13 protein-coding genes are annotated in these 19,417 nt (G+C 67.8%); 5 read left to right on the plus strand and 8 right to left on the minus strand.

Annotation, left to right across the window (positions count from 1 at the left end; translation table 11 throughout):
- Window positions 1–6: 6 nt before the first annotated feature.
- Entirely contained in the window at window positions 7–1,464 is a 1,458-nt protein-coding gene (locus ACOAMO_RS05930) for a glycoside hydrolase family 32 protein (RefSeq protein ID WP_420176664.1), read from the minus strand.
- A gap of 150 nt (window positions 1,465–1,614) precedes the next feature.
- Here ACOAMO_RS05930 and ACOAMO_RS05935 point away from each other — a divergent pair, with 150 nt between their 5' ends.
- Window positions 1,615–3,648, plus strand: a complete 2,034-nt coding sequence (locus ACOAMO_RS05935; RefSeq protein ID WP_420176665.1) for a sucrose-specific PTS transporter subunit IIBC — start codon at window positions 1,615–1,617, stop codon at window positions 3,646–3,648.
- Between the two features lie 73 nt (window positions 3,649–3,721).
- Here ACOAMO_RS05935 and ACOAMO_RS05940 read toward each other — a convergent pair whose 3' ends face one another.
- A complete protein-coding gene (locus ACOAMO_RS05940) occupies window positions 3,722–4,729 on the minus strand; it encodes a LacI family DNA-binding transcriptional regulator (protein ID WP_420176666.1) in 1,008 nt (335 codons plus the stop codon).
- 594 nt (window positions 4,730–5,323) lie between these two features.
- Here ACOAMO_RS05940 and ACOAMO_RS05945 point away from each other — a divergent pair.
- The gene (locus ACOAMO_RS05945; protein WP_420176667.1) at window positions 5,324–6,385 is read left to right on the plus strand and encodes a YeeE/YedE family protein; all 1,062 of its coding nucleotides are present in this window, start codon (window positions 5,324–5,326) and stop codon (window positions 6,383–6,385) included.
- A gap of 96 nt (window positions 6,386–6,481) precedes the next feature.
- Window positions 6,482–6,712: a sulfurtransferase TusA family protein gene (locus ACOAMO_RS05950; RefSeq protein ID WP_420176668.1), complete on the plus strand. Its 231-nt coding sequence runs from the start codon at window positions 6,482–6,484 to the stop codon at window positions 6,710–6,712.
- A gap of 183 nt (window positions 6,713–6,895) precedes the next feature.
- On the opposite strand, the gene ACOAMO_RS05955 is transcribed toward ACOAMO_RS05950, so the two are convergent.
- From ACOAMO_RS05955 to ACOAMO_RS05980, 6 genes are all read right to left on the minus strand, one after another.
- Window positions 6,896–9,883 (minus strand): glycoside hydrolase family 2 TIM barrel-domain containing protein, encoded by a 2,988-nt coding sequence (locus ACOAMO_RS05955; protein ID WP_420176669.1) that lies wholly within the window; start codon window positions 9,881–9,883, stop codon window positions 6,896–6,898.
- A 41-nt stretch (window positions 9,884–9,924) separates the two neighbouring features.
- On the minus strand, window positions 9,925–11,016 hold the full coding sequence (locus ACOAMO_RS05960; RefSeq protein WP_420176670.1) for an ROK family transcriptional regulator: 1,092 nt from the start codon (window positions 11,014–11,016) through the stop codon (window positions 9,925–9,927).
- Window positions 11,017–11,026: 10 nt separating this feature from the next.
- Window positions 11,027–12,406, minus strand: a complete 1,380-nt coding sequence (locus tag ACOAMO_RS05965) for an ABC transporter substrate-binding protein (RefSeq protein WP_420176671.1) — start codon at window positions 12,404–12,406, stop codon at window positions 11,027–11,029.
- Window positions 12,407–12,416: 10 nt separating this feature from the next.
- Entirely contained in the window at window positions 12,417–13,364 is a 948-nt protein-coding gene (locus ACOAMO_RS05970) for a carbohydrate ABC transporter permease (protein WP_420176672.1), read from the minus strand.
- 13 nt (window positions 13,365–13,377) lie between these two features.
- Window positions 13,378–14,292 (minus strand): carbohydrate ABC transporter permease, encoded by a 915-nt coding sequence (locus tag ACOAMO_RS05975; RefSeq protein WP_420176673.1) that lies wholly within the window; start codon window positions 14,290–14,292, stop codon window positions 13,378–13,380.
- Between the two features lie 133 nt (window positions 14,293–14,425).
- Entirely contained in the window at window positions 14,426–16,567 is a 2,142-nt protein-coding gene (locus ACOAMO_RS05980; RefSeq protein ID WP_420176674.1) for an alpha-galactosidase, read from the minus strand.
- Window positions 16,568–16,781: 214 nt separating this feature from the next.
- Here ACOAMO_RS05980 and galK point away from each other — a divergent pair, with 214 nt between their 5' ends.
- Both galK and ACOAMO_RS05990 read left to right on the plus strand, forming a co-directional pair.
- Window positions 16,782–17,993 (plus strand): galactokinase, encoded by a 1,212-nt coding sequence (galK, locus tag ACOAMO_RS05985; protein ID WP_420176675.1) that lies wholly within the window; start codon window positions 16,782–16,784, stop codon window positions 17,991–17,993.
- A 25-nt stretch (window positions 17,994–18,018) separates the two neighbouring features.
- Window positions 18,019–19,386, plus strand: a complete 1,368-nt coding sequence (locus ACOAMO_RS05990; protein WP_420176676.1) for a UTP--glucose-1-phosphate uridylyltransferase — start codon at window positions 18,019–18,021, stop codon at window positions 19,384–19,386.
- Window positions 19,387–19,417 lie beyond the last annotated feature (31 nt).

Below are 19,417 nucleotides of genomic sequence, written 5' to 3' on the forward strand. Positions count from 1 at the left end.
TGGGCCTCAGTCCAGCCGATTCGCGCGGCCGCCCAGCAGCTGCAGCTGCCCGTCGGCCTGCAGGGTGACGCCGCCGGCCTCCGGATCGAGGTAGCTGCGCATCGTGAAGGAGAGCGCTCCGTCGTCCAGGAAGAGCTCGGTGACCGATCGGTCGTGGGCCAGCCGCAGCCGTGGTCGGGGGGTGCTGGGCAGGCTCACCACGCGACGGTCACCGTGCGGATAGCGCGTGGCGGAGCGGTCGACGGTCAGCTGACAGCCGTGGAAGTCCAGGCGCACCTGGCTGGAGGGCGAGCCGATCACCAGGCTCCAGCCAGTGGCGGCGCTGGTGTCAAGTTCGAGGTCCAGCAGGAAGCTGCGCGAGCCCTCCAATGGTGCCAGCGGGTGCGGATCCCCACCGACGACCTGCGGCGCGAGCTCGGTCCCTGCCTCGAAGGGCAGGTGCGGGCGTTGCACCAGTCGGCCATCGCGCAGCGCCAGGTCTCGGGCGCAGGACAACAGGTGCACCCACTCATGCTCCAACGATGGCTGCTGGTCCTCGCCGGCATTGCCCACCCAAGCCAGCAGCGTGGCCGGGCCCGGCTCGTCGCGTGCCACCACCTGCGGCGCGTAGAACTCGAAGCCACGGTCGAGTTCGTGGAAGTCGCCGGTCCGGCGCAACTGGGTTCCCTCCAGCCGGCCCACCAGGTAGCCACAGGCGAAGACGTTCTGGAATCCCTCGCCGGGGGCGGCGATGCCCTGCGGGCAGAAGATGAACACGTCGTGCAGCTCGCCGGTGGTCTCGTCGGGCACCCGCACCAGGTTGGGGCACTCCCACATGTAGCCGAACTGGTCGAAGCGGCCGTCGGCGTCGGGGAAGCCCAGCTCACCGTCGAAGCGCCAGGTGAGCAGGTCGGGCGAGCTGAGCAACAGGGCGCAGCCGGTCTCGTCGCTGCGCTGCGCTCCCAGCAACATCCGGTAGATGCCCTCGCTGGTGCGCCAGACCTGCGGGTCGCGCACGTGGGCGGTGTACCCGTCGGGCAGCGGATCGACGACCGGGTTCTTGGGGTGCTTGCGGAAGTCGGTCAGGTTGCTGGTGGTGGCCATGCACTGGTGGGCGCTGCGGCCACCCTGTTCGTCGCGCACATTGCCGGTGTAGAACAGGGCGATCTCCTCGCCGGTGTGCACCGCGCTGCCGGAGTAGACGCCATGGCTGTCGTACCAGCGGTCGGGGGCCAGTGCGGGGCCGTGGTCGCTCCAGTGCAGCAGGTCGCTTGTGCTGGCATGGCCCCAGTAGACGAGTTTGCGGGGGTGGAGCGGGCTGAACTGGTAGAAGGCGTGGAAGCGTCCTTCGTGCAGCAGCAGGCCGTTGGGGTCGTTGAGGCGTCCCACCGGGGGTGCCAGGTGCACCAGGGGACGGTCGGGGTCTTGGGCCGCGCGCGAAGCCTCGATGCGTGCTGCGGCGGCCTCCATCAGGTCTTCAGCCACGGCTTCAGGCTAGCCCATATGTCCAACCTTTGACACAAAGGTGTCAAAGGTTTGTCATATTGGGTCTCCGGGCGTAGTGTGATCAACGATTGACACACCGGTGTGGCGAAGGAGCGGACCGGTGCAGGAGACCACTCTCGAAGGAATGACATGGAGCACTCCGAAGTAGCATCCAGAGTCCTCGCGGCCGTCGGTGGCAAGGACAACATCCAGGCGGCGGCGCACTGCGCCACCCGACTGCGGCTCGTGCTGGTGGACCAGGGGCAGGTGGACCAGGCGGCCCTGGACAATGACCCCGACGTGAAGGGCACCTTCCTCGCCGGCGGCATGTACCAGATCATCATCGGCCCCGGTGACGTCGACGTCGTCTTCGAGCACCTGGTCAAGGACGGGGGCGTCGTCGAGGTCTCCAAGGATGACGCCAAGCAGGTGGCCGCCCAGCAGGACAACCCATTGGTGCGGCTCATCAAGACGATCGCGGACATCTTCGTCCCCATCCTGCCCGCCCTGATCGCCGGCGGCCTGATGATGGCCATCAACAATGTGCTCACCGCCGAGGGGCTGTTCGGTGAGAAGTCCGTGGTCGGGATGTTCCCGGCGGTGGCCGACTACGCCGCGATGATCAACATGATCTCCTCGGCCGCCTTCTCCTTCCTGCCCGTGTTGGTGGGCTACTCCGCGGCCAAGCGCTTCGGGGCGAATGTCTACCTGGGTGCGGCCATGGGCGCCGCCATGGTCAGCCCGGAGCTCACCAATGCGTGGAATGCCGTCGCGACGCAGCAGGCGGGCGAGCTGGAGTACTGGAATGTCTTCGGTTTGCAGGTGGCCCAGGTGGGCTACCAGGCGCAGGTGATCCCCGTGCTGGTGGTCACCTGGCTGCTCTCGGTGATCGAGAAGCGCTGCCACAAGATCTTCAAGGGCACCGCCGACTTCCTGCTCAGCCCGCTGATCACCATGCTGCTCACCGGATTCCTGGCCTTCGTCATCGTCGGCCCCATCACCCGCATCGGCGCCGACGGCATCACCGATGGCCTGCAGTGGCTCTACACCCACGCCGGCGTCTTCGGTGGCATGGTCTTCGGCCTGCTCTACTCGCCGATCGTGGTCACCGGCCTGCACCAGTCCTTCCCGGCCGTCGAGCTGCCGCTGATCGCCGACGGCGTCGGCTCCTTCATCTTCCCGATCGCCTCCATGGCCAATGTCGCCCAGGGCGCAGCCTGCCTGGCCGTCTTCCTCAAGGCCCGCGACGCCAAGCTCAAGGGCATCTCCGGCGCCTCGGCCGCCTCGGCGCTGTTCGGCATCACCGAACCGGCCATCTTCGGCGTCAACCTGCGGCTGCGCTGGCCCTTCTTCATCGGCCTGGGCTGCGCGGGCATCGGCGGTGCGCTGATCGCCCTGTTCAAGGTGCGCGCCGTGGCCCTGGGTGCGGCCGGCCTGATCGGTTTCGTGTCCATCCGCACCAGCGACATCGTGCTCTACCTCACGGCGATGGCCATCACCTTCGCCCTCTCGCTGGCGGCCAACATGGCCTATGCCAGCACCCGCGGCAAGGCCTCCCTGGCACTGGCCAAGGCCGATGCCACCACCGAGCAGCAGGAGGCGGCACTGGTCGCCCTCACCGAGGACGCTCCCGTCGGATCCGCCGCAGCCACGGCCGCCGCCCCGGCCCTCGCGACGCCCGTCGCGCTGCCCGACTCGGCCGCCGAGGACCGTACCGTCACCGCTCCCGTCGCCGGTCAGGCCATCGCCCTGGACCAGGTGGACGACGCCACCTTCGCCTCGGGCATGCTCGGCAAGGGAATGGCCATCGTGCCCAGCCAGGGGCCGGTCGTCTCGCCCGTCGACGGCACCGTGATGGTGGCCTTCCCCACGGCCCACGCCTACGCCCTGCGGGCCGCCAGCGGGGTCGAGGTGCTGATCCACATCGGCATGGACACCGTCCAGTTGCAGGGCCAGCACTTCACGCCCCGCGTGGTGAAGGGACAGCAGGTGCGTCGCGGTGACGTGCTGGCCGAGGTGGACTGGGCTGCCGTGGCCGCCGCGGGCTACGACCTGACCACCCCGGTGGTCATCAGCAACACCAAGAAGATGGCCTCGGTGGAGACCGTCGAGCCGGGCCAGGTGGCCGTGGGAGATCAGCTGGTCACCGCCGTCGCGAAGCCTCCGAAGCAGCCCACCGCCTGAGTCGCCCGTCCCGGTCAGAGTTGTGTTGCACCGTTGCCACACAACTCTGACCGGGACGCTTGTCCATGGCTGTTCAGGTGGTGCTGCCCTCCACCAGTTCCACCGGGAACTCGATGGCTTCGCGGGCTTCCTGGGGTGGAAGGTTCCCCTGTTCCCGCTGTTCGATCTGGCGCAGTAGCTCGTCGACGGCGGTGCGGCAGATCTGCTCGATCGGCTGCCGCAGCGTGGTCAGGCCGGGCAGGGCGCGGTGCACCGCCATGGTGCCGTCGAAGCCGATCACCTTGAGCTCATCGGGCACGCTGCGCCCGGTCCGTCGGGCCCAGTCCAGCACGCTGCCGGCCAGCAGGTCGTCGGTGGCGAAGACCGCATCGAAGCCTTCCCCGAGCTGGTTGAGCTGAGCCTCCATGGTCTGGGTGCGTTCGGGTTCCGGCAGGTGGAAGTCGACGGTCACGAGCAGCGGTTCGATGCCGCGGCGGCCCAGCACCTCGCGAAAACCCCGTTCCCGCAGGTTTCGGGAATGGGAGCGTGAGGTCACCAAGGCCGGGCGGGTCGAGCCGCGCTCCAGCAGCAGCTCGGCCGCCATCCGTCCGCCCTGCTCATTGCCGCTTCGCACGTTGGGGATGTGGGCGGCCAGTTCGCGGTCGATGGTGACCACCGGTTGCCGCAGGTTCGAGTAGGCCTCCACCGGGTCGTTGTGGGCGCCGGAGATGATCCCGTCCACGCGGTTGGAGACCAGCAGGTCGAGCAGTTCGCGTTCCCGATCTGCGCGCCCGAAGCTGTTGCACAACAGCACCTGGTAGCCGTGCTCGGCCAGTGCCTCGTCGACCTTCACCGCCACCTCGCCGAAGAAGGGCAGTGCGGTGCTGGGCAGCACCAGCCCGACGGTGTGGCTGCGGTGCCCCAGCAGTGAGCGTGCCAGCTGGTTGGGGCGGTAGTTCAGTTCCTCGATGGCGCGGGCGACGTTGTCGCGGGTCTTCTGGCTCAGGTAGCCACGGTTGTTGAGGACACGCGAGACGGTGGTCACCGAGACGCCGGCGCGCTCGGCGACCTCGGCCAGGCGTGGTTCTCGTTGCGGATTCATGATGCCCCCTTCCCGGAACATCCTGCCCCAGTCACCGGCATGAGTGCGTCAAGGCAGCAGCGGCGCGCTCGGGTGTGGCGTGGAACTTCCTTGTCCACAAGACTTCCTGCCGGGGAAGGGGAATTTTGCGCCATCCAGGGTGCGTTGTACGGTCTGAGGCGCACAATGCAGCTGCGCGTGTGCGCCTGTGATCCAAAGCGCACCGAGGACGGAAGGAACCGCCGTGGGCACCCAGCGTGACACCATGACCACCCGGCACGCCGCTGTTGGCATGCCGATGGACATGTGCCATCCGCTGTGCCGCTGCCCCGAGCGCTGCGCCTGTCACTGACCCGCTGGTCCTCGTCACCCTCGTCGACGCGTCGCGAGGGTTGATGCGCCGCGGCCTGCCCTGACTCCTCCGGCCCTGACTCCTCCGGCCCTGAGCCAATCGGCCCTGAGTTAATCGGCACTGAGTTAATCGGCACTGAGCCCATCGGCACGGCCCCGCCCTCATCCGGGCACCACCTACCTCCCACGCCCCGATCATCGAGGCGTCGAGCCACGTCCCCAGCACCGTGCGGGGCGTTCGTCACCCCCTTCAGAAGGATCATCATGATCATCACCGGACTACTCCTTGGCGTCATCTTCGGCTTCGTGCTGCAGCGTGGCCGCTTCTGCGTCACCGGCGCCTTCCGCGACGTGTGGATCGCCCACAAGACGCGCTGGATGGTCGCCTTCCTCGTCACCATCGCCGTGCAGGCAGTCGGCGTCGCCGCGCTGCAGAGCGCCGGCATCATCACCCTCAGCTTCGACAACCTGCCGTGGCTGGCCGTCATCGTCGGATCCCTGATCTTCGGCGTCTCCATCGTCGCCGCGGGTGGTTGCGCCACCGGCACCTGGTACCGCGCCGGTGAGGGACTGGTCGGTTCCTGGATCGCGCTGGTCGGTTACGCCGCCGGTGCCGCCATCATGAAGTACGGCGCCCTCAAGCCCGTCAACGAGGCGGTGCGCAGCGTCACCGTCCCCGTCACCACGATCCACGACGCCCTGGGCATCTCCAGCTGGGTGCTGGTGGGCCTGCTGGTGGCGGGCACCGCCTACCTGGTGCGACGCGAACTGCAGCGTTCCACCACCCCGATGGCCACCCTGCCGCCCGAGAAGACCGGCCTGGCCCACGTCCTGTTCGAGAAGCGCTGGCACCCCTTCGTCACCGGCGCCATCATCGGCCTGATCGCCATTGCCGCCTACCCGCTGAGCTTCGCCTCCGGCCGCGAATCCGGCCTGGGCATCACCACCCCGTCGGCCAATCTCACCAGCTTCCTGGTGACCGGCAATGCCGAGCGCATCGACTGGGGCGTGCTGCTGGTGCTGGGCATCCTGGTGGGCTCCTTCATCGCCGCCAAGGCCTCGGGTGAGTTCAAGGTGCGCGTGCCTGACGCCACCATCGTGCTGCGTTCCGTCTTCGGCGGACTGGGCATGGGCGTCGGCGCTGCGTGGGCCGGCGGCTGCACCATCGGCAACTCGATGGTGGAGAGCTCGCAGTTCACCTTCCAGGGCTGGCTGGCCTTCGGCTTCACCCTGCTGGGCGTCGGCATCGGGGCCAAGCTCTTCCTGCCCGCCAAGCGCACCCCGTCCACCACGAGCCGCCCGAGCTCGGTGCCGGTGCCGGCCTGAGCCACCCGTCCCTGATCCGCGCAACAAGCGTGATCCGTTCAACAAGAACCCTGAGCAACCAACACAACCTGAGCAACCAACACAAGGAGAAATGACATGGCCAAGCATGTTCTGGAAACCGTCGGAGAGGTCTGCCCCTTCCCGCTGATCGAGGCCAAGAAGGCCATCGCCGAGCTGCCCGTCGGCGACGAGCTGGTGATCAACTTCGACTGCACCCAGGCCACCGAGTCCATCCCCGAATGGGCCGCCGAGTCCGGCTACCCGGTGACCGAGTTCAAGAAGGCCCCCGACTTCGGCTGGGTCATCACGGTGCAGAAGGCCCACTGACCTTCCCGCACACGCGACGGCGGCCGCTCCCAGATTTGCTGGGGGCGGCCGCCGTCGCATGCGTGCCAGGGGCACTCGGGCTCAGGACGGGCCCGTCCACCAGAGCCGCTCGGGTTCTCGTGATCCGCTCGTGTTGCAACCCACGCGGATCGCAGGAACCCGAGCGGCCTGCGGATCCCCCGGTCAGATCCCGGTGAAGGCGAAGCGGAAGACGAGCTCCTGCCCCGACGGAAGGCAGAACTCCGGGTGCGTCCGCGAGCCCCACGAGTCGTCGCCGCCCACGCCGCGCCGCATCAGCGCGGGCCGCAACACCGTCTTGGTGACGGGTGGCAGCTCGTGCGGATGGGCAGCGGCCTCGATCTCCTGCGGAGTCCACGGCAAGGCGCTGAAGTCCATCCCACCAGCGCATTCGACGCGCAGGCCGTGGCCTGCGTCATCGGTGACCTCGGCCCAGCGCACACCGGTGTGGTTTCCGGACTCCTGTGGCTTCAGGTAGGGCGTCAATTGGTCGGCGACCTGGGCCTCCCAGCGGCCCAGTCGGGCGGATCCCCGTCGGTCGACGTAGCACTCGTGCGGGCCCTCCCCGTACCAGGCCAGCCGTCCGAACTGGGGTGGCAGCACCAGCTGCATCCCGAACTCCGGCATGTCCGCCAACCCCTCGCCGGGTTTCGCGGTGCAGGTCACCTCGACCCGCCCCGCGCCGTCCACCTCGTAGGCCACCGTGCAGTGGCTGACGGGGGCGGTGGGCAGCGTGTAGCGGTAGCTGACGCGCACCGCGTTCTCCAGCTGCTCCACCTGCGGGTCCCGATCGCCTTCGGCAAGGTGTGCGTACAGGCTTGCCAGCAACCACTGCCCGTCGAGGGCGCCCATGTTCCAGCCGCGCTCGTTGGAGGTGGGGGCATGCCAGAAGTTGGGCTTGGGCACCTGCTGCAGCAGCTCACGGCCGTCGCGACGGTAGGAAACCAGCCCGCCGTGGATTCGGGAGAAGAGCAGTTCGAAGCCCGGTCCGTTGACGCCGTAGTTGTGAATGCCGCGGACGAGTTCCGGTGCCGGAGCTGGCGTCGGCGCGGGCACCTCACCCACCGTGAAGACGCCCTGCTCACTGGCCACCTCGTGCCCGGCCTGCGCCCAGCTGGTCTTCTCGCGGAGTCGGAAGCTGACGTCGACGCTGTACTCGCCCGGCTCGGTGGGCAGGGCGAAGGGCAGCTCGACGCGACCCCGTTCACCGGCCGCGACGTCGGTGGACACCGTTTCCTGGTGGATCTCCATGCCATCGCGGCCCAGGGTCACCACGCAGTCGTAGGCCGACGAAGGCGTGGTCAGATGCCGGTTGTGCACCTCGAAGCCGGTCTGGTCCACGGCCAGTGCCAGCGGTCGGTAGAGGTACTTGGCCTCGGCCAGTTTCGGGGTGGGGGTGTGGTCGGCGAAGAGCAGGCCGTTGCCGCAGAAGTCCCCGTCGTGCGGGCGTTCCCCGCAGTCACCGCCATAGGCCCACCACCGGGTGCCGTCGTCGGCGGTCTGGGCGATCGCCTGGTCTGCGAAGTCCCAGATGAAGCCGCCCTGGAAGAGCTCGTCGCGGTGGGCCAACTCGACGTACTTCTCCACAGCACCGAAGGAGTTGCCCATCGCATGCGCGTACTCGCACAGGATGAAGGGCTTGTCGCGGTGTGCCTTGAGGTGCTCCTCGACGGTGGCGGCGGGGGTGTACATCTGGCTGGTGACGTCGGTGGTCTGGGGCAAGCGCGGGTCCCAGTGGACGCCTTCGTAGTGCACGGGTCGGCTGTCGAGGGCGCGGAAGCGGTTGGCGACCGCCAGCAGGTTGGAGCCGCCGAAGGACTCGTTGCCACAGGACCACATCACGATGCTGGGGTGGTTCTTGTCGCGCTGCAGCATGTTGTCGGCGCGGTCGATCAGTACCGGAAGCCACGTCGGGTCGTCGCCGGGCACGGCCCCTTCCACGGTGCGGTCGCCGTGGATGATCTCGTCCCACAGGCCGTGGGTCTCCAGGTTCATCTCGTCGATCACCATCAAGCCGTAGCGGTCGCACAGCTCGTAGAACCACGAGTTGTTGGGGTAGTGGCTCGTGCGTACGGCATTGACATTGTTCTGCTTGAGCAGCACCAGGTCGGCTTCGGTCTCCTCGCGGCTCACCACGCGGCCATTGGGGCCGAACTCGTGCCGGTTGACGCCATTGAAGACCACGCGCTTGCCGTTCAGCTTGAAGACGCCGTCCTCGAGGGCGAAGCGTCGGATGCCCACCTCCTGGCGGATCACCTCGGTCAGCTCACCGGCTCCGTCCAGTACCTCGATCACCAGCGGGTACAGGTACGGGTCCTCGGGGCTCCACAGGCGTGGGTCGTCCAGCTCCACGGTCAGGTCTCCGTCGACCTCCCGGAGCGGGCGGCCATCCAGCTGGGCGTTGATCCTCCCCTCACCGCTCAGCGAGGTCGTCAGTCGGACCGTGGCATGCATCAGGTCTGGGGACAGTTCGACACCCACCCGTAGGTCCTCCACGTGGGCGCGCGGGCGGCGTCGCAGCTCGACGTCACGGAAGAGCCCGCTGAATCGGTAGAAGTCCTGGTCTTCCAGCCACGAACCGCTGGTCCACGTGAAGACCTGGGCCACGAGCAGGTTCTCACCGTCGGCCACGACACCGGTCAGGTCGAATTCCGAGGGGGTGAAGGAGTCGGCCGCATAACCGATCCACTGGCCATTGCACCACAGCGCGACGGCCGATTCGGCCCCGTGGAAGACCACCGACAACCGCTCACCCTCGGCCAGCGGCTTCTCCAATGTGAAGCGACGCCGGTAGGTGGCCACCGGGTTGTGACGGGTGGGGATCTGCCCGGGCGCGATCTGTTCGTGCCCATCCCACGGGTGCTGGTGGTTCACGTACTGCGGTTGACCGTAGCCCTGCAGTTGGATGTGCCCGGGCACGGTGATGTCATTCCAGCCCTGGTCATCCAGTTGCGGCTCTTCGAAGCCAACCGGCAGTAGGGAATGGTTGACGGCATGGTGGAACTTCCATGTGCCGTTCAGGCTGTGCACGAAGCTGCTGGTTCCCGTGGCCAGCTCAGCATGACTGGCGAACCAACGGTGGTCCGAATGGGCGGGCAGACGCTTGTCCGCGAAGTACTTGGGGTCCGCCAAATGTGTGGGGTCGAGATTCATGGCACGTCTCCTGTGTGGTTCTGGCGGGCCGATGACAGAGGTCATTCCCGCGGTGTCATGTAGGCCCTGATCGCCATGGCGGCTGATCCGCGGGCCCATTCGTCAAAGCCCAAGGACTCGATTCCGAGGCGATCGTGGGGCAGGCGTGCGTAGCGTGCGATGCCTTCGTGCAGGGCCCGCTCGTGGTTCTCCAGAAGTACCGCCCCTTCTCCGGAGATGAGGACCCGTTCGGGGGCCGTGAAGAGGCAGACCTGCCCCACCAACTGGCCGATGGCCCGCGCGACGTCGTCCAGGATCACCTGGATGCGTGGCTCATGGACCAACTCAGGCAGGTCGCAGACGCTGAGGTCACGACCCAGCGCGTGCGAGGCGCGCTGTTCGATGGTCTCGGTGACGGCCACGTCGCGCAGCCGTCGCCCGTCGTCCAGGGTGACGTCGCCCACACGCCCTGCGGCACCGCCGAGCCCGGTCACCAGCTCGTCCCCGCAGACCAGGCCCACGCCGACGCCGGCTCCCAGAGTGGCAACTGCGAAGTCGGTGACGCCGCGCCCGAAGCCGAACCAGTGCTCGGCAAGGGTGAAGGCGTGCACGTCGTTGGCGACGACGGTGTCCAGCCCGGTGGTCTGCTCGAGGATCTCGCCGAAGGGGGTCGACGGCCAGCCCAGGAAGGAGACGCGGTTGATGGTGCCGTCGCTGCCGACATTCGCGCCCAGGCTGACGCCCAGACCCGCCGGGTGCCAGTCCTGCTGCCAGCCCTGGGCCAGTTCGGCGAGGGCATCCGCGGCCTCCTGCGGGGTGGGGAAGGGGCGTTGCACGACCGCGCTGTCCACCACCGATCCCTTCAGGTCGGTGACCACGGCATAGAGGGCATCCGCCACGAACTTGGCGCCGATGACGTGCGTGCTGGCCGCATTCACCTCCAGCGGCACCGACGGGCGGCCACTGACCTGCTGGGCGACCGGCTCGCACTCCACCAGCAGTCCACGCGAGACCAAGGGCTTGGTGAGCCGCGTCAGGCTGGGGGCGGAGAGTCCCAGCAACTGACGCAGCTCTGCCCTCGACACGGGGCCGTGGCGCAGCACCGCCAGGGCCACGCGCTGCGTGGTGGAGTCGAGCCCTGCGAAGTCGTTCACCCGGCAGACCCTACTTCGCCGTGATCTCGAACAACTTGTTCAGCTGGTCGTTCAGGTCGGTCAGGTCGGAGGCCTTGCGGGACCCGATGTACTGCGCATCGAATTCCGGCACGGTCAGTGCGGTGAGGTCGGCGGCATTCTGCACCACGGGCTGCAGCTGCGTGGTGCCGTCGGCGATGTGCTGGGTGAACGGTGTCACGTCCAGCCCTGCCTTGCGACGCACCTCGATCGACTTCTTCGTGCCGCTCGCGCGAGCGGGGAAGACCACCCCCGCCTCACCGATCATGTTCTGGCACTCCTCGCCGGCCATGTAGGCAACCCACTTGGCGGCACCTTCCGGGTTGTCGCTGAAGCGGGTGACCGAGTCGGCCAGCCCATTGAGCGGGGTGGATCGTTTGCCATTGGGGCCGACGGGGGTCGGTGCCAGGGCCAGGTCCACGTTCTCCAGGCTCTTGAAGCTGGAGATCATCCACGACCCATTCATCGCCAGGGCTGCGCGCCCGGCGGCGAACTGGGCCTGGCTACCGGAGTTCTTCCCGAAGGTCGAGTACTTGGGCATGTAGCCCTTCTCGGCCAGGCCGTAATACCACGCGACGGTCTTCTGGTAGGTCGGGTCGTCGAAGCGGAAGTGGGTGCCCCACGGGTTCTTGTCGGTGGGCTCCCAGTCATGGGTGCCGGCATAGGGGGCCCACTGGGTCTGGCCGAAGTTGCCGCCGCCCGAGCCGTCGCTGGCCAGGCCGAAGATCTTCACCCGGTTCTTGTCGAAACCGGGTTCGTCGCCACGCCGTCCCTTCTCGTCGACGGTGAGGTGGGCGATCACCTTCTCGAAACTGCCCCCGTCCTCGGGATTCCAGGTCATGCTGGCGAGCTGCTCGTCGGTGATTCCCGCCTTGCGGGTCAGGTTGCGGTCGTAGAAGTACGCGATGGTGTCCCAGTCCTTGGGGGCGCCGTAGCGCTTGCCGTCCTGGCCGATCCACAGATCGCCCAGACCGGCCTGGTAGTCCTTCGACTCGATGCCCTTGGTGGGCTCGAGCTCGTCGAGTGGCAGCAGCACCCCCAGATCGACGAACTGTGCGTACTTGCCCAGGTGGTTGGTGAACACATCGGGTGCCTGGTCGGCGATGAAGCCGGCAGTCAGCTTGCTCCAGTAGTCGTCCCAGCCCAGTTGGGTGATCTTCACCTTCAGCTCGGGATTCTCCTTCTGGAAGGCGTCGGCGCACTGCTGGTAACCGGGTTGCTGGGCGGAGTCCCAGAGCCAGTAGTCGATCACATTCGACGCACTGCTGCCCTGGTCGTCCTGCGGTTTGCTGCACGCCGACAGGGAAAGGCCCATTGCAGTGGCGGCCGCGAGCACGGCCGTGGTGATTCGGGTGGAGAGTGGCTTGGTCATCGTGGCAACCTCACTTGATTCCGCTGAAGCCGATGGAGTTGACGATGCGCTTGGCGAAGACCGTGAACAGCAGCAGCATCGGGAGGGCGGCCACCAGGGTGGCGGCCATCAACCCGGCCCAGTCGGGGCCGGTCTGGGGAGTCTGGGAACGGAAGATGCCCAGACCGACGGTGAGCACGCGTGAGCGATCGGTGTAGCTGACCATCAACGGCCAGAAGTAGTCATTCCAGGCGGCGATGTAGGTCAGGATGGACAGCGTCGCGATCGGGGCCGCGCTCATGGGCAGGATGAGCGTGAAGAAGTTGCGGATCTTGCTGGAACCATCCAGCAGGGCCGCCTCCTCCAGCTCGGTGGGGATGTTCATGAAGAACTGACGCAGGAAGAAGACCGCGAAGGGCGTCATGAACAGCCCGGGCAGGGCGATGCCCAGCAGGGTGTCGATCAGCCCCAGCTGCTTGATGAGCACGAAGTTGGGCAGGAAGGTGAAGATGGTCGGCACCATGAGCCCCGCCAGGAAGAGGCCGTAGAAGAAGTTGCGGCCCTTCCACTGCAGACGGCTGAAGGCGTAGGCGGCCATGGCGGAGAACATCACCTGGCAGACGGTGACGAGCGTCGCGACGATCACCGAGTTCTTGAGGTAGCTCCAGAACCTGATGTCCTGCCCGGAGCCACCGGCCGCGATCGCGGCCTCCCCGGTCTGGGTGCCGAAGACGCGACGGAAGCCGTCGAGGCTCGCGTCCGGCGGGGTGAGCTGCGTCGGGTTGGCGATCAGCGACGGGTTGGTGCTCAGGGCGGTGCGCAGGATCCAGTAGAAGGGGAAGAGCGAGACCAGGATGATGACGCCCATCGCCAGCCAGGCCAGGGCGCGCCCGGCGCTGAGGCGACGAGGCTTGGCCTCGGCCAGGTGCTCGAGGTCGGCGGGCATCGTGTCGTCGACGGGTGCAGTGACTGTGGACATGACGCGACTCCTCTCAGTTCAGGTCGGTCTCGCCGGCGCGGGTGAGCCGGTACTGGATGACGGTGATGACCAGCAGGATCACCAACAGCGCGACTGACAGCGCCGAGGCATAGCCGAACTGGAAGCGGCCGAAGGCCATGTCGTAGATGTAGAGCTGCAGGACTCGCGACGAGTTCACCGGGCCGCCATTGGTGGTGACCGCGACGGTGTCGAAGACCTGGAAGGAACCGATCACGGTCATGATCAGCACCAGGGCCAGGATCGGGCGCAGCAGCGGCAGGGTGATGCGCCAGAACATCTGGGGTTCGGTGGCCCCGTCCACGCGGGCGGCCTCGTAGTTGCTCGGCGGGATGGTCTGCAGTCCGGCGAAGATCAGCAGGGCCGTGTAGCCCATGTGGCGCCACACGTTGATCAGGGCGATGGTGGGGATCACCCACTTCTCGTCGGTGAGGAAGGGGATGCGATCGGCCCCCACCCAGCTCAGGAATTCGTTGAAGATGCCCAGCTGGCCGTCGAGGATCCACAGGAAGACCATGGCGGCGACGACATTGGAGACCAGGTAGGGCGTGAGCACGATGCCACGCACGAAGGTGGACTTGGTGAGCCGATCCATCAGCACTGCGATGAGCAGGGCGACGATGGTCTGTACTCCGATGTTGATGACCACGTACTGCAACGTGACGCTGGCGGCATTCCAGAAGATCGGATCCTGGATCATGCGCTCGTAGTTGTCGAGTCCGACGAACTCGGGCGGGGTGAGCAGATTGAACTTGGTGAAGCTGAGGTAGATGCCTCGCAGGGTGGGCCACAGCAGGAAGACCGCGAAACCGATCAGCGCTGGCGTGATGAAGGCCAGTGCCAGGGGCGTGTCGTCCCGGTGCGGGGACCCTTTCTTCGTGGTCTGGGGGACGGGCTGTGCCGTTTCCATCCGTCGACTCCTTCGTCAACACGGGGCCGTCGGCTGTGACGGCGTGATTGATTTTGCCGCGAAAATAACTGCAGGTCAAGAAGCTTCCCTGAGTTCGTGCGGGGGCGGTTTTGGGTCCACCCCCGCAGCGGGCTCAGAGACGTTCGGCGGTGATGATGCGCGTGCGCTCCGGGAGGATTGCCGGCGCGCGCAGGCCCACGGTGGCCAGCTGCCGCCCCGTGAGCTCCAGGGGCGTGGGCTCCTCCCGGTCGCCCACGGTCAGGCCGAGATGCTCGACGCGGTAGCGCGCGTCGGGCTCGAGGCCGGGCAGCTGGATGTTGCCGATGTTCCAGGTGCCCGGCATCTCCAGCAGCGTGAAGGCGAAGACGGCACGCTCCGGGGTGGTGACCCCGTGCAGGAAGGCGCTCGGCTGCTGCGGCAGGTCCACGCGCACCAGACGGCCACCGTTGAGCAGTGCCCGGTTCTGCTTGTACCAGGCGATCCACGCCTTGAGCTGGGTGATCTCCTCGTCGCTGGCCTTCGCCAGATCCCACTCCACGCCCAGGTGGCCGAAGACCGCCGTCGCGGCGCGGTAGGAGATGTCATGGTGGCGACCCGTCGTGTGCGAGGCGCCCGAGGCGATGTGGGAGCCGAGCATCTCGGGGGGCAGCAACTGGGTGGTCCAGCGCATCATCTGCTGGCGGTCGGTGGGGTCGATGTTGTCGCTCACCCAGACGCGGTCGCAGTGCTGCATGACCTCCAGGTCGATGCGGGCACCGCCCGAGCTGCACGACTCGATCTCGAGGCCGGGATGTGCGGCCTTCAGCTCGTCCACGAGGCGGTAGAAGGCCTCGGTCTGCGCGTGCACACCGGGGCGGCCACCGGGATGGGTGCCCGGATCGAGCAGGTCTCGGTTGTGGTCCCACTTGATGTAGCTGATCCGGTACTCGTCGAGGATCGCCATCATCTGGTCGCGGACGTGGGCATAGGCCTCCGGGATGCCGATGTTGAGCACCCATTGGTGGCGGGCGGTCAGCGGCATCCGTCCGGGCACCTGGAAGACCCACTCGGGGTGCTCGCGCGCCAGGTCGGAATCGGGATTGACCATCTCGGGCTCGAACCACAGGCCGAACTGCATGCCCAGCCCGGTGACCTCGTCGACCAGCGGGTGCAGGCCGTCGGGCCACACGTCGGTGCTCACCACCCAGTCGCCCAGGCCGGAATGGTCGTCGCGGCGGGAGCCGAACCAGCCGTCGTCGAGCACGAAGCGCTCGATGCCGACGTCGTGGGCCAGGTGGGCCAGGTTGCGCAGTCGGTCGGCATCGTGGTCGAAGTAGACGGCCTCCCAGACATTGAGGGTGACGGGTCGCTGGGCATCAACCGGGTGGGTGGCGCGCAGGAAGTCGTGGTGGGCGTGGGCGATCTGGTCCAGGCCGGTGCCGTGGGCGAGCACGATCCACGGGCTGGTGTAGGCCTCGCCATGGTCGAGGACCATCTCACCGGGCAGCAGCAGCTCGCCGCCGCCGATCACCTGGTCACCGGTGAGGGTCTTCTCGGCGTAGTGGACGTGGTTGCCGCTCCACGCCGTGTGGATGCTCCACACCTCTCCGGTGGCAAAGTCGAATCCCGCTTCTCCCAAGTGGAGCACGTGTGCGGAGTCGGCGCCGGTGCGGCCGTGACGCCCCTCACGCCAGTGGGTGCCCACCGGCAGGGTGGTGCGCTGGGGGACGCGTTCCTTGCCCCAGCGTCCGGCGAAGTCGAGCACCTCGGTGGCCCGGGTGGGCACCGGCAGGGCCAGGAGCAGTTGCTCCAGCTGGTAGCCGTCCTCGCCGATGTTGGTCAGCGTTGCGCGGGTGCGCACCAGGCCTTGGTCGGTCAGCTCGATGACCATTTCGAGTTCCAGGCCGCACTCGGGGGCAGCGGCGCGCCAGGTGGAGGTGCCCGGGGTGCCGGTGTGCAGATCGCTCACCGGGGTGCCGTCCACCTCGACGCTGGTCAGCTGGAAGCGGGGTGCCCAGTCGCGGCCCTGGCGTGATCCGCTGAGCCCCGGGTGGCCGTGCCACCCGGTCCACTGCTCGGGCAGGACGCTGAGGCGATGGCCCTGGTCGGGCAGGCCGTTGTGGATGCGGCCGTGTTGCTGGGCGGTGATGAGCTGGTCGATGTCGTCGGCGGACAGGGGGCCGATCGGTGCACCCCAGTGCACGACGGCAGGCAGCTGCCCGTCGCTGGACTCGAGCACCAGGCTGGTCTGGTTGGCCTGGAGCGCTACGCGCAGACGTTGGGTGGGTGCAGACATGGCGTCCTCCATTGGATGCTGGTGCAGATGGCGACAACTTAATGTCGAAACAAAACTAATATGCTCTAGTCTAGGCACACGGCCACCGATGCCCGCAAGGCCCCAAGCCAGCCCGGCCAAGGGGTAGGTGGTTCAATCGTGACCACACGCGTGCAGACTGCACCAGAGCCGGAACACATCCAGTTGTGCCTCGGCCACACAGACCGGAGACCAGATGTTGGATCTTGACACCGCCTGGAGCGCCGACGAGGGGATCGCCCGCGCCACCGAACTGTTCACCGCCACCTACGGCCACGCGCCCGACGGTGTGTGGGCCTCGCCGGGCCGCGTGAACGTCATCGGTGAGCACATCGACTACAACGGCGGCTACTGCCTGCCGATCGCCCTGCCGCACCGCACCTATGTGGCGGCGCGGCGTCGCGACGACCGGCAGGTGCGGATGGTCACCGACTTCCAGGCCGACCAGCCGTGGAAGGGAAGCCTTGACGACCTTGCCCCTGGTGGCCTCGACGGCTGGGCCGCCTACGCAGGCGGTCCGGTGTGGGCACTGCGCCAGGACGGCGTCGAGGTCCCAGGGCTCGACCTGGCCATCGCCTCGTGCGTGCCGGTGGGGGCGGGCCTGTCGTCGTCGGCAGCCATCGAGTGCGCCGTGGGGTTGGCCGCGGCCGAGCTCGCGGACCGGCCGCTGGGGGAGAACCCCGAGGATCGGGCTCAGCTGGCCGCGCTGTGCGTGCGCGCCGAGAACGAGGTGGCCGGCGCCCCCACCGGGGGGCTCGACCAGGCCGCATCGCTGCGCACCCAGGACGGCCACGCACTGCTGCTGGACTGCGCCGCGAACGCCGTCGAGCACATTCCCTTCGACATGTCCGCCCACGGCCTGTGCCTGCTGGTGGCCGACAGCCGCGCCAGTCACGCGCTGGGCGACGGCCAGTACGGGGCCCGTCGCGCCCACTGTGAACAGGCCGCCGAACTGCTGGGTGTGAAGAGCCTTCGCGAGACCGCCGATGCCACGGATCCGTCCCAGCTGGACGAGGTGCTCGCCACGCTGCCAGAAGACGTGCTGCGGCGTCGCGTGCGCCACGTGCTCACCGAGACCTGGCGGGTGCAGGACTTCGTCGCAGCGCTGCGCGAGGAACGTTTCGAGGAGGCCGGTGAACTGCTGAGCGCCTCGCACGCCTCGCTGCGCGACGACTACGAGGTCAGCGTGAAGGAGACCGACGTGTTGGTGGACGCAGCCCTGGCCGCCGGGGCGCTGGGCTCTCGGATCACCGGCGGAGGCTTCGGCGGCAGCGTGATCGCGCTGGTGCGCGCCGACCAGGCCGACCAGATCGGCCAGGCGATGGCGGCCGCCGCCCAGCAGCACGGCACCCCCGAACCGCAGCTCCACCTTGCGACCGCGGCCGCACCGGGCCAGCGGATGGCCTGACCCGCCCCACCGACAGGAGACGACGATGAGCACGACAGGACTGCAGCAGGCAGTGGCCAAGATGGAGGCGGCGGGCGTCATGCCGGCCGCGATCCGCACCTTCCAGGACCAGTACGCGCGGCTGGAGCAGGGTGCCGCCGGCTTCATTGCGGAGGAGACCATCGAACCGATGGCCGAGCCGGTGAAGCTGGCCGACCTGGAGGTGGATCCCGGGCAGGCCCGCGAGGCCCTCGACCGCACCGTCGTGGTCAAGCTCAACGGCGGGCTGGGCACCTCGATGGGCCTGGACAAGGCCAAGAACCTGCTGGAGGTGCGCGACGGCAAGACCTTCCTGGACATCATCGTCCAGCAGGTGCTGGCGGCCCGCGCCAAGCACGGTGTGCGGCTGCCGCTGCTGTTCATGAACTCCTTCCGCACCCACGACGACACCCTCGAGGCGCTGGCCGAGTACCCCGAGCTGGCCGTCGACGGTCTGCCCTTGGCCTTCGTGCAGAACCAGGAACCGAAGCTGCGCGTCGACGACCTGACGCCGGTGGAGTGGCCCGAGGACCCGTCGCTGGAGTGGTGCCCGCCGGGCCACGGCGACGTCTACACGGCCCTCTACGGCAGCGGCATCCTGGAGCAGCTGCTGCAGGCCGGGTTCGAACGCATGATGGTCACCAATGGTGACAACCTCGGCGCCAGCCCCGACGCGACGATGGCCGGCTGGTTTGCCGCCTCGGGCGCGCCCTACGCCGCCGAACTGTGTCGCCGCACCGTCAATGACCGCAAGGGTGGACACCTGGCGGCCCGTCGCAGCGACGGGCAGTTGATCCTGCGGGACACCGCGCAGACCCTGCCCGAACAGATGCACTTCTTCACCGACACCGATCACCACCCCTACTTCCACACCAACAACCTGTGGGTGGACCTTCGGGTGCTGCACCGGGAGATGGCGCAGCGCGACGGGGTGCTGGGCCTGCCGCTGATCCGCAACGAGAAGAATGTGGACCCCACCAGGCCGGACTCGCCGAAGGTCTACCAGATGGAGAGCGCCATGGGCGCGGCCATCGAGGTCTTCGAGGGAGCGACCGCGATCTGTGTCGGCCGGGAGCGCTTCCTGCCGGTGAAGACCACCAACGAGCTGTTGCTGCTGCGCAGCGACCTCTACGAGCTGGACGAGGACGGGCTGCTGCAGGCCCGCGCCACCACGCCGCGCGTGGAGCTGGATTCCCACTACAAGCTGGTGCAGGACTTCTCGCGTCGCATCCCGCACCCGCTGGGCCTGCGTGAGGCCACCTCGTTCACGGTCTCGGGTGATGTCACCTTTGGCCGCGACGTGACGGTGGTCGGCGACGTGGCAGTCACGGCCACCGAGCCGACGACGGTGGACGACGGCACCGTCCTGCGCTGACCTGCCATTCCCCGAAGGGCCCTTCTCGTTC

The sequence above is a fragment of the Luteococcus struthionis genome (assembly GCF_048595755.1).
In the GTDB taxonomy this organism is placed as follows: Bacteria; Actinomycetota; Actinomycetes; order Propionibacteriales; family Propionibacteriaceae; genus Luteococcus.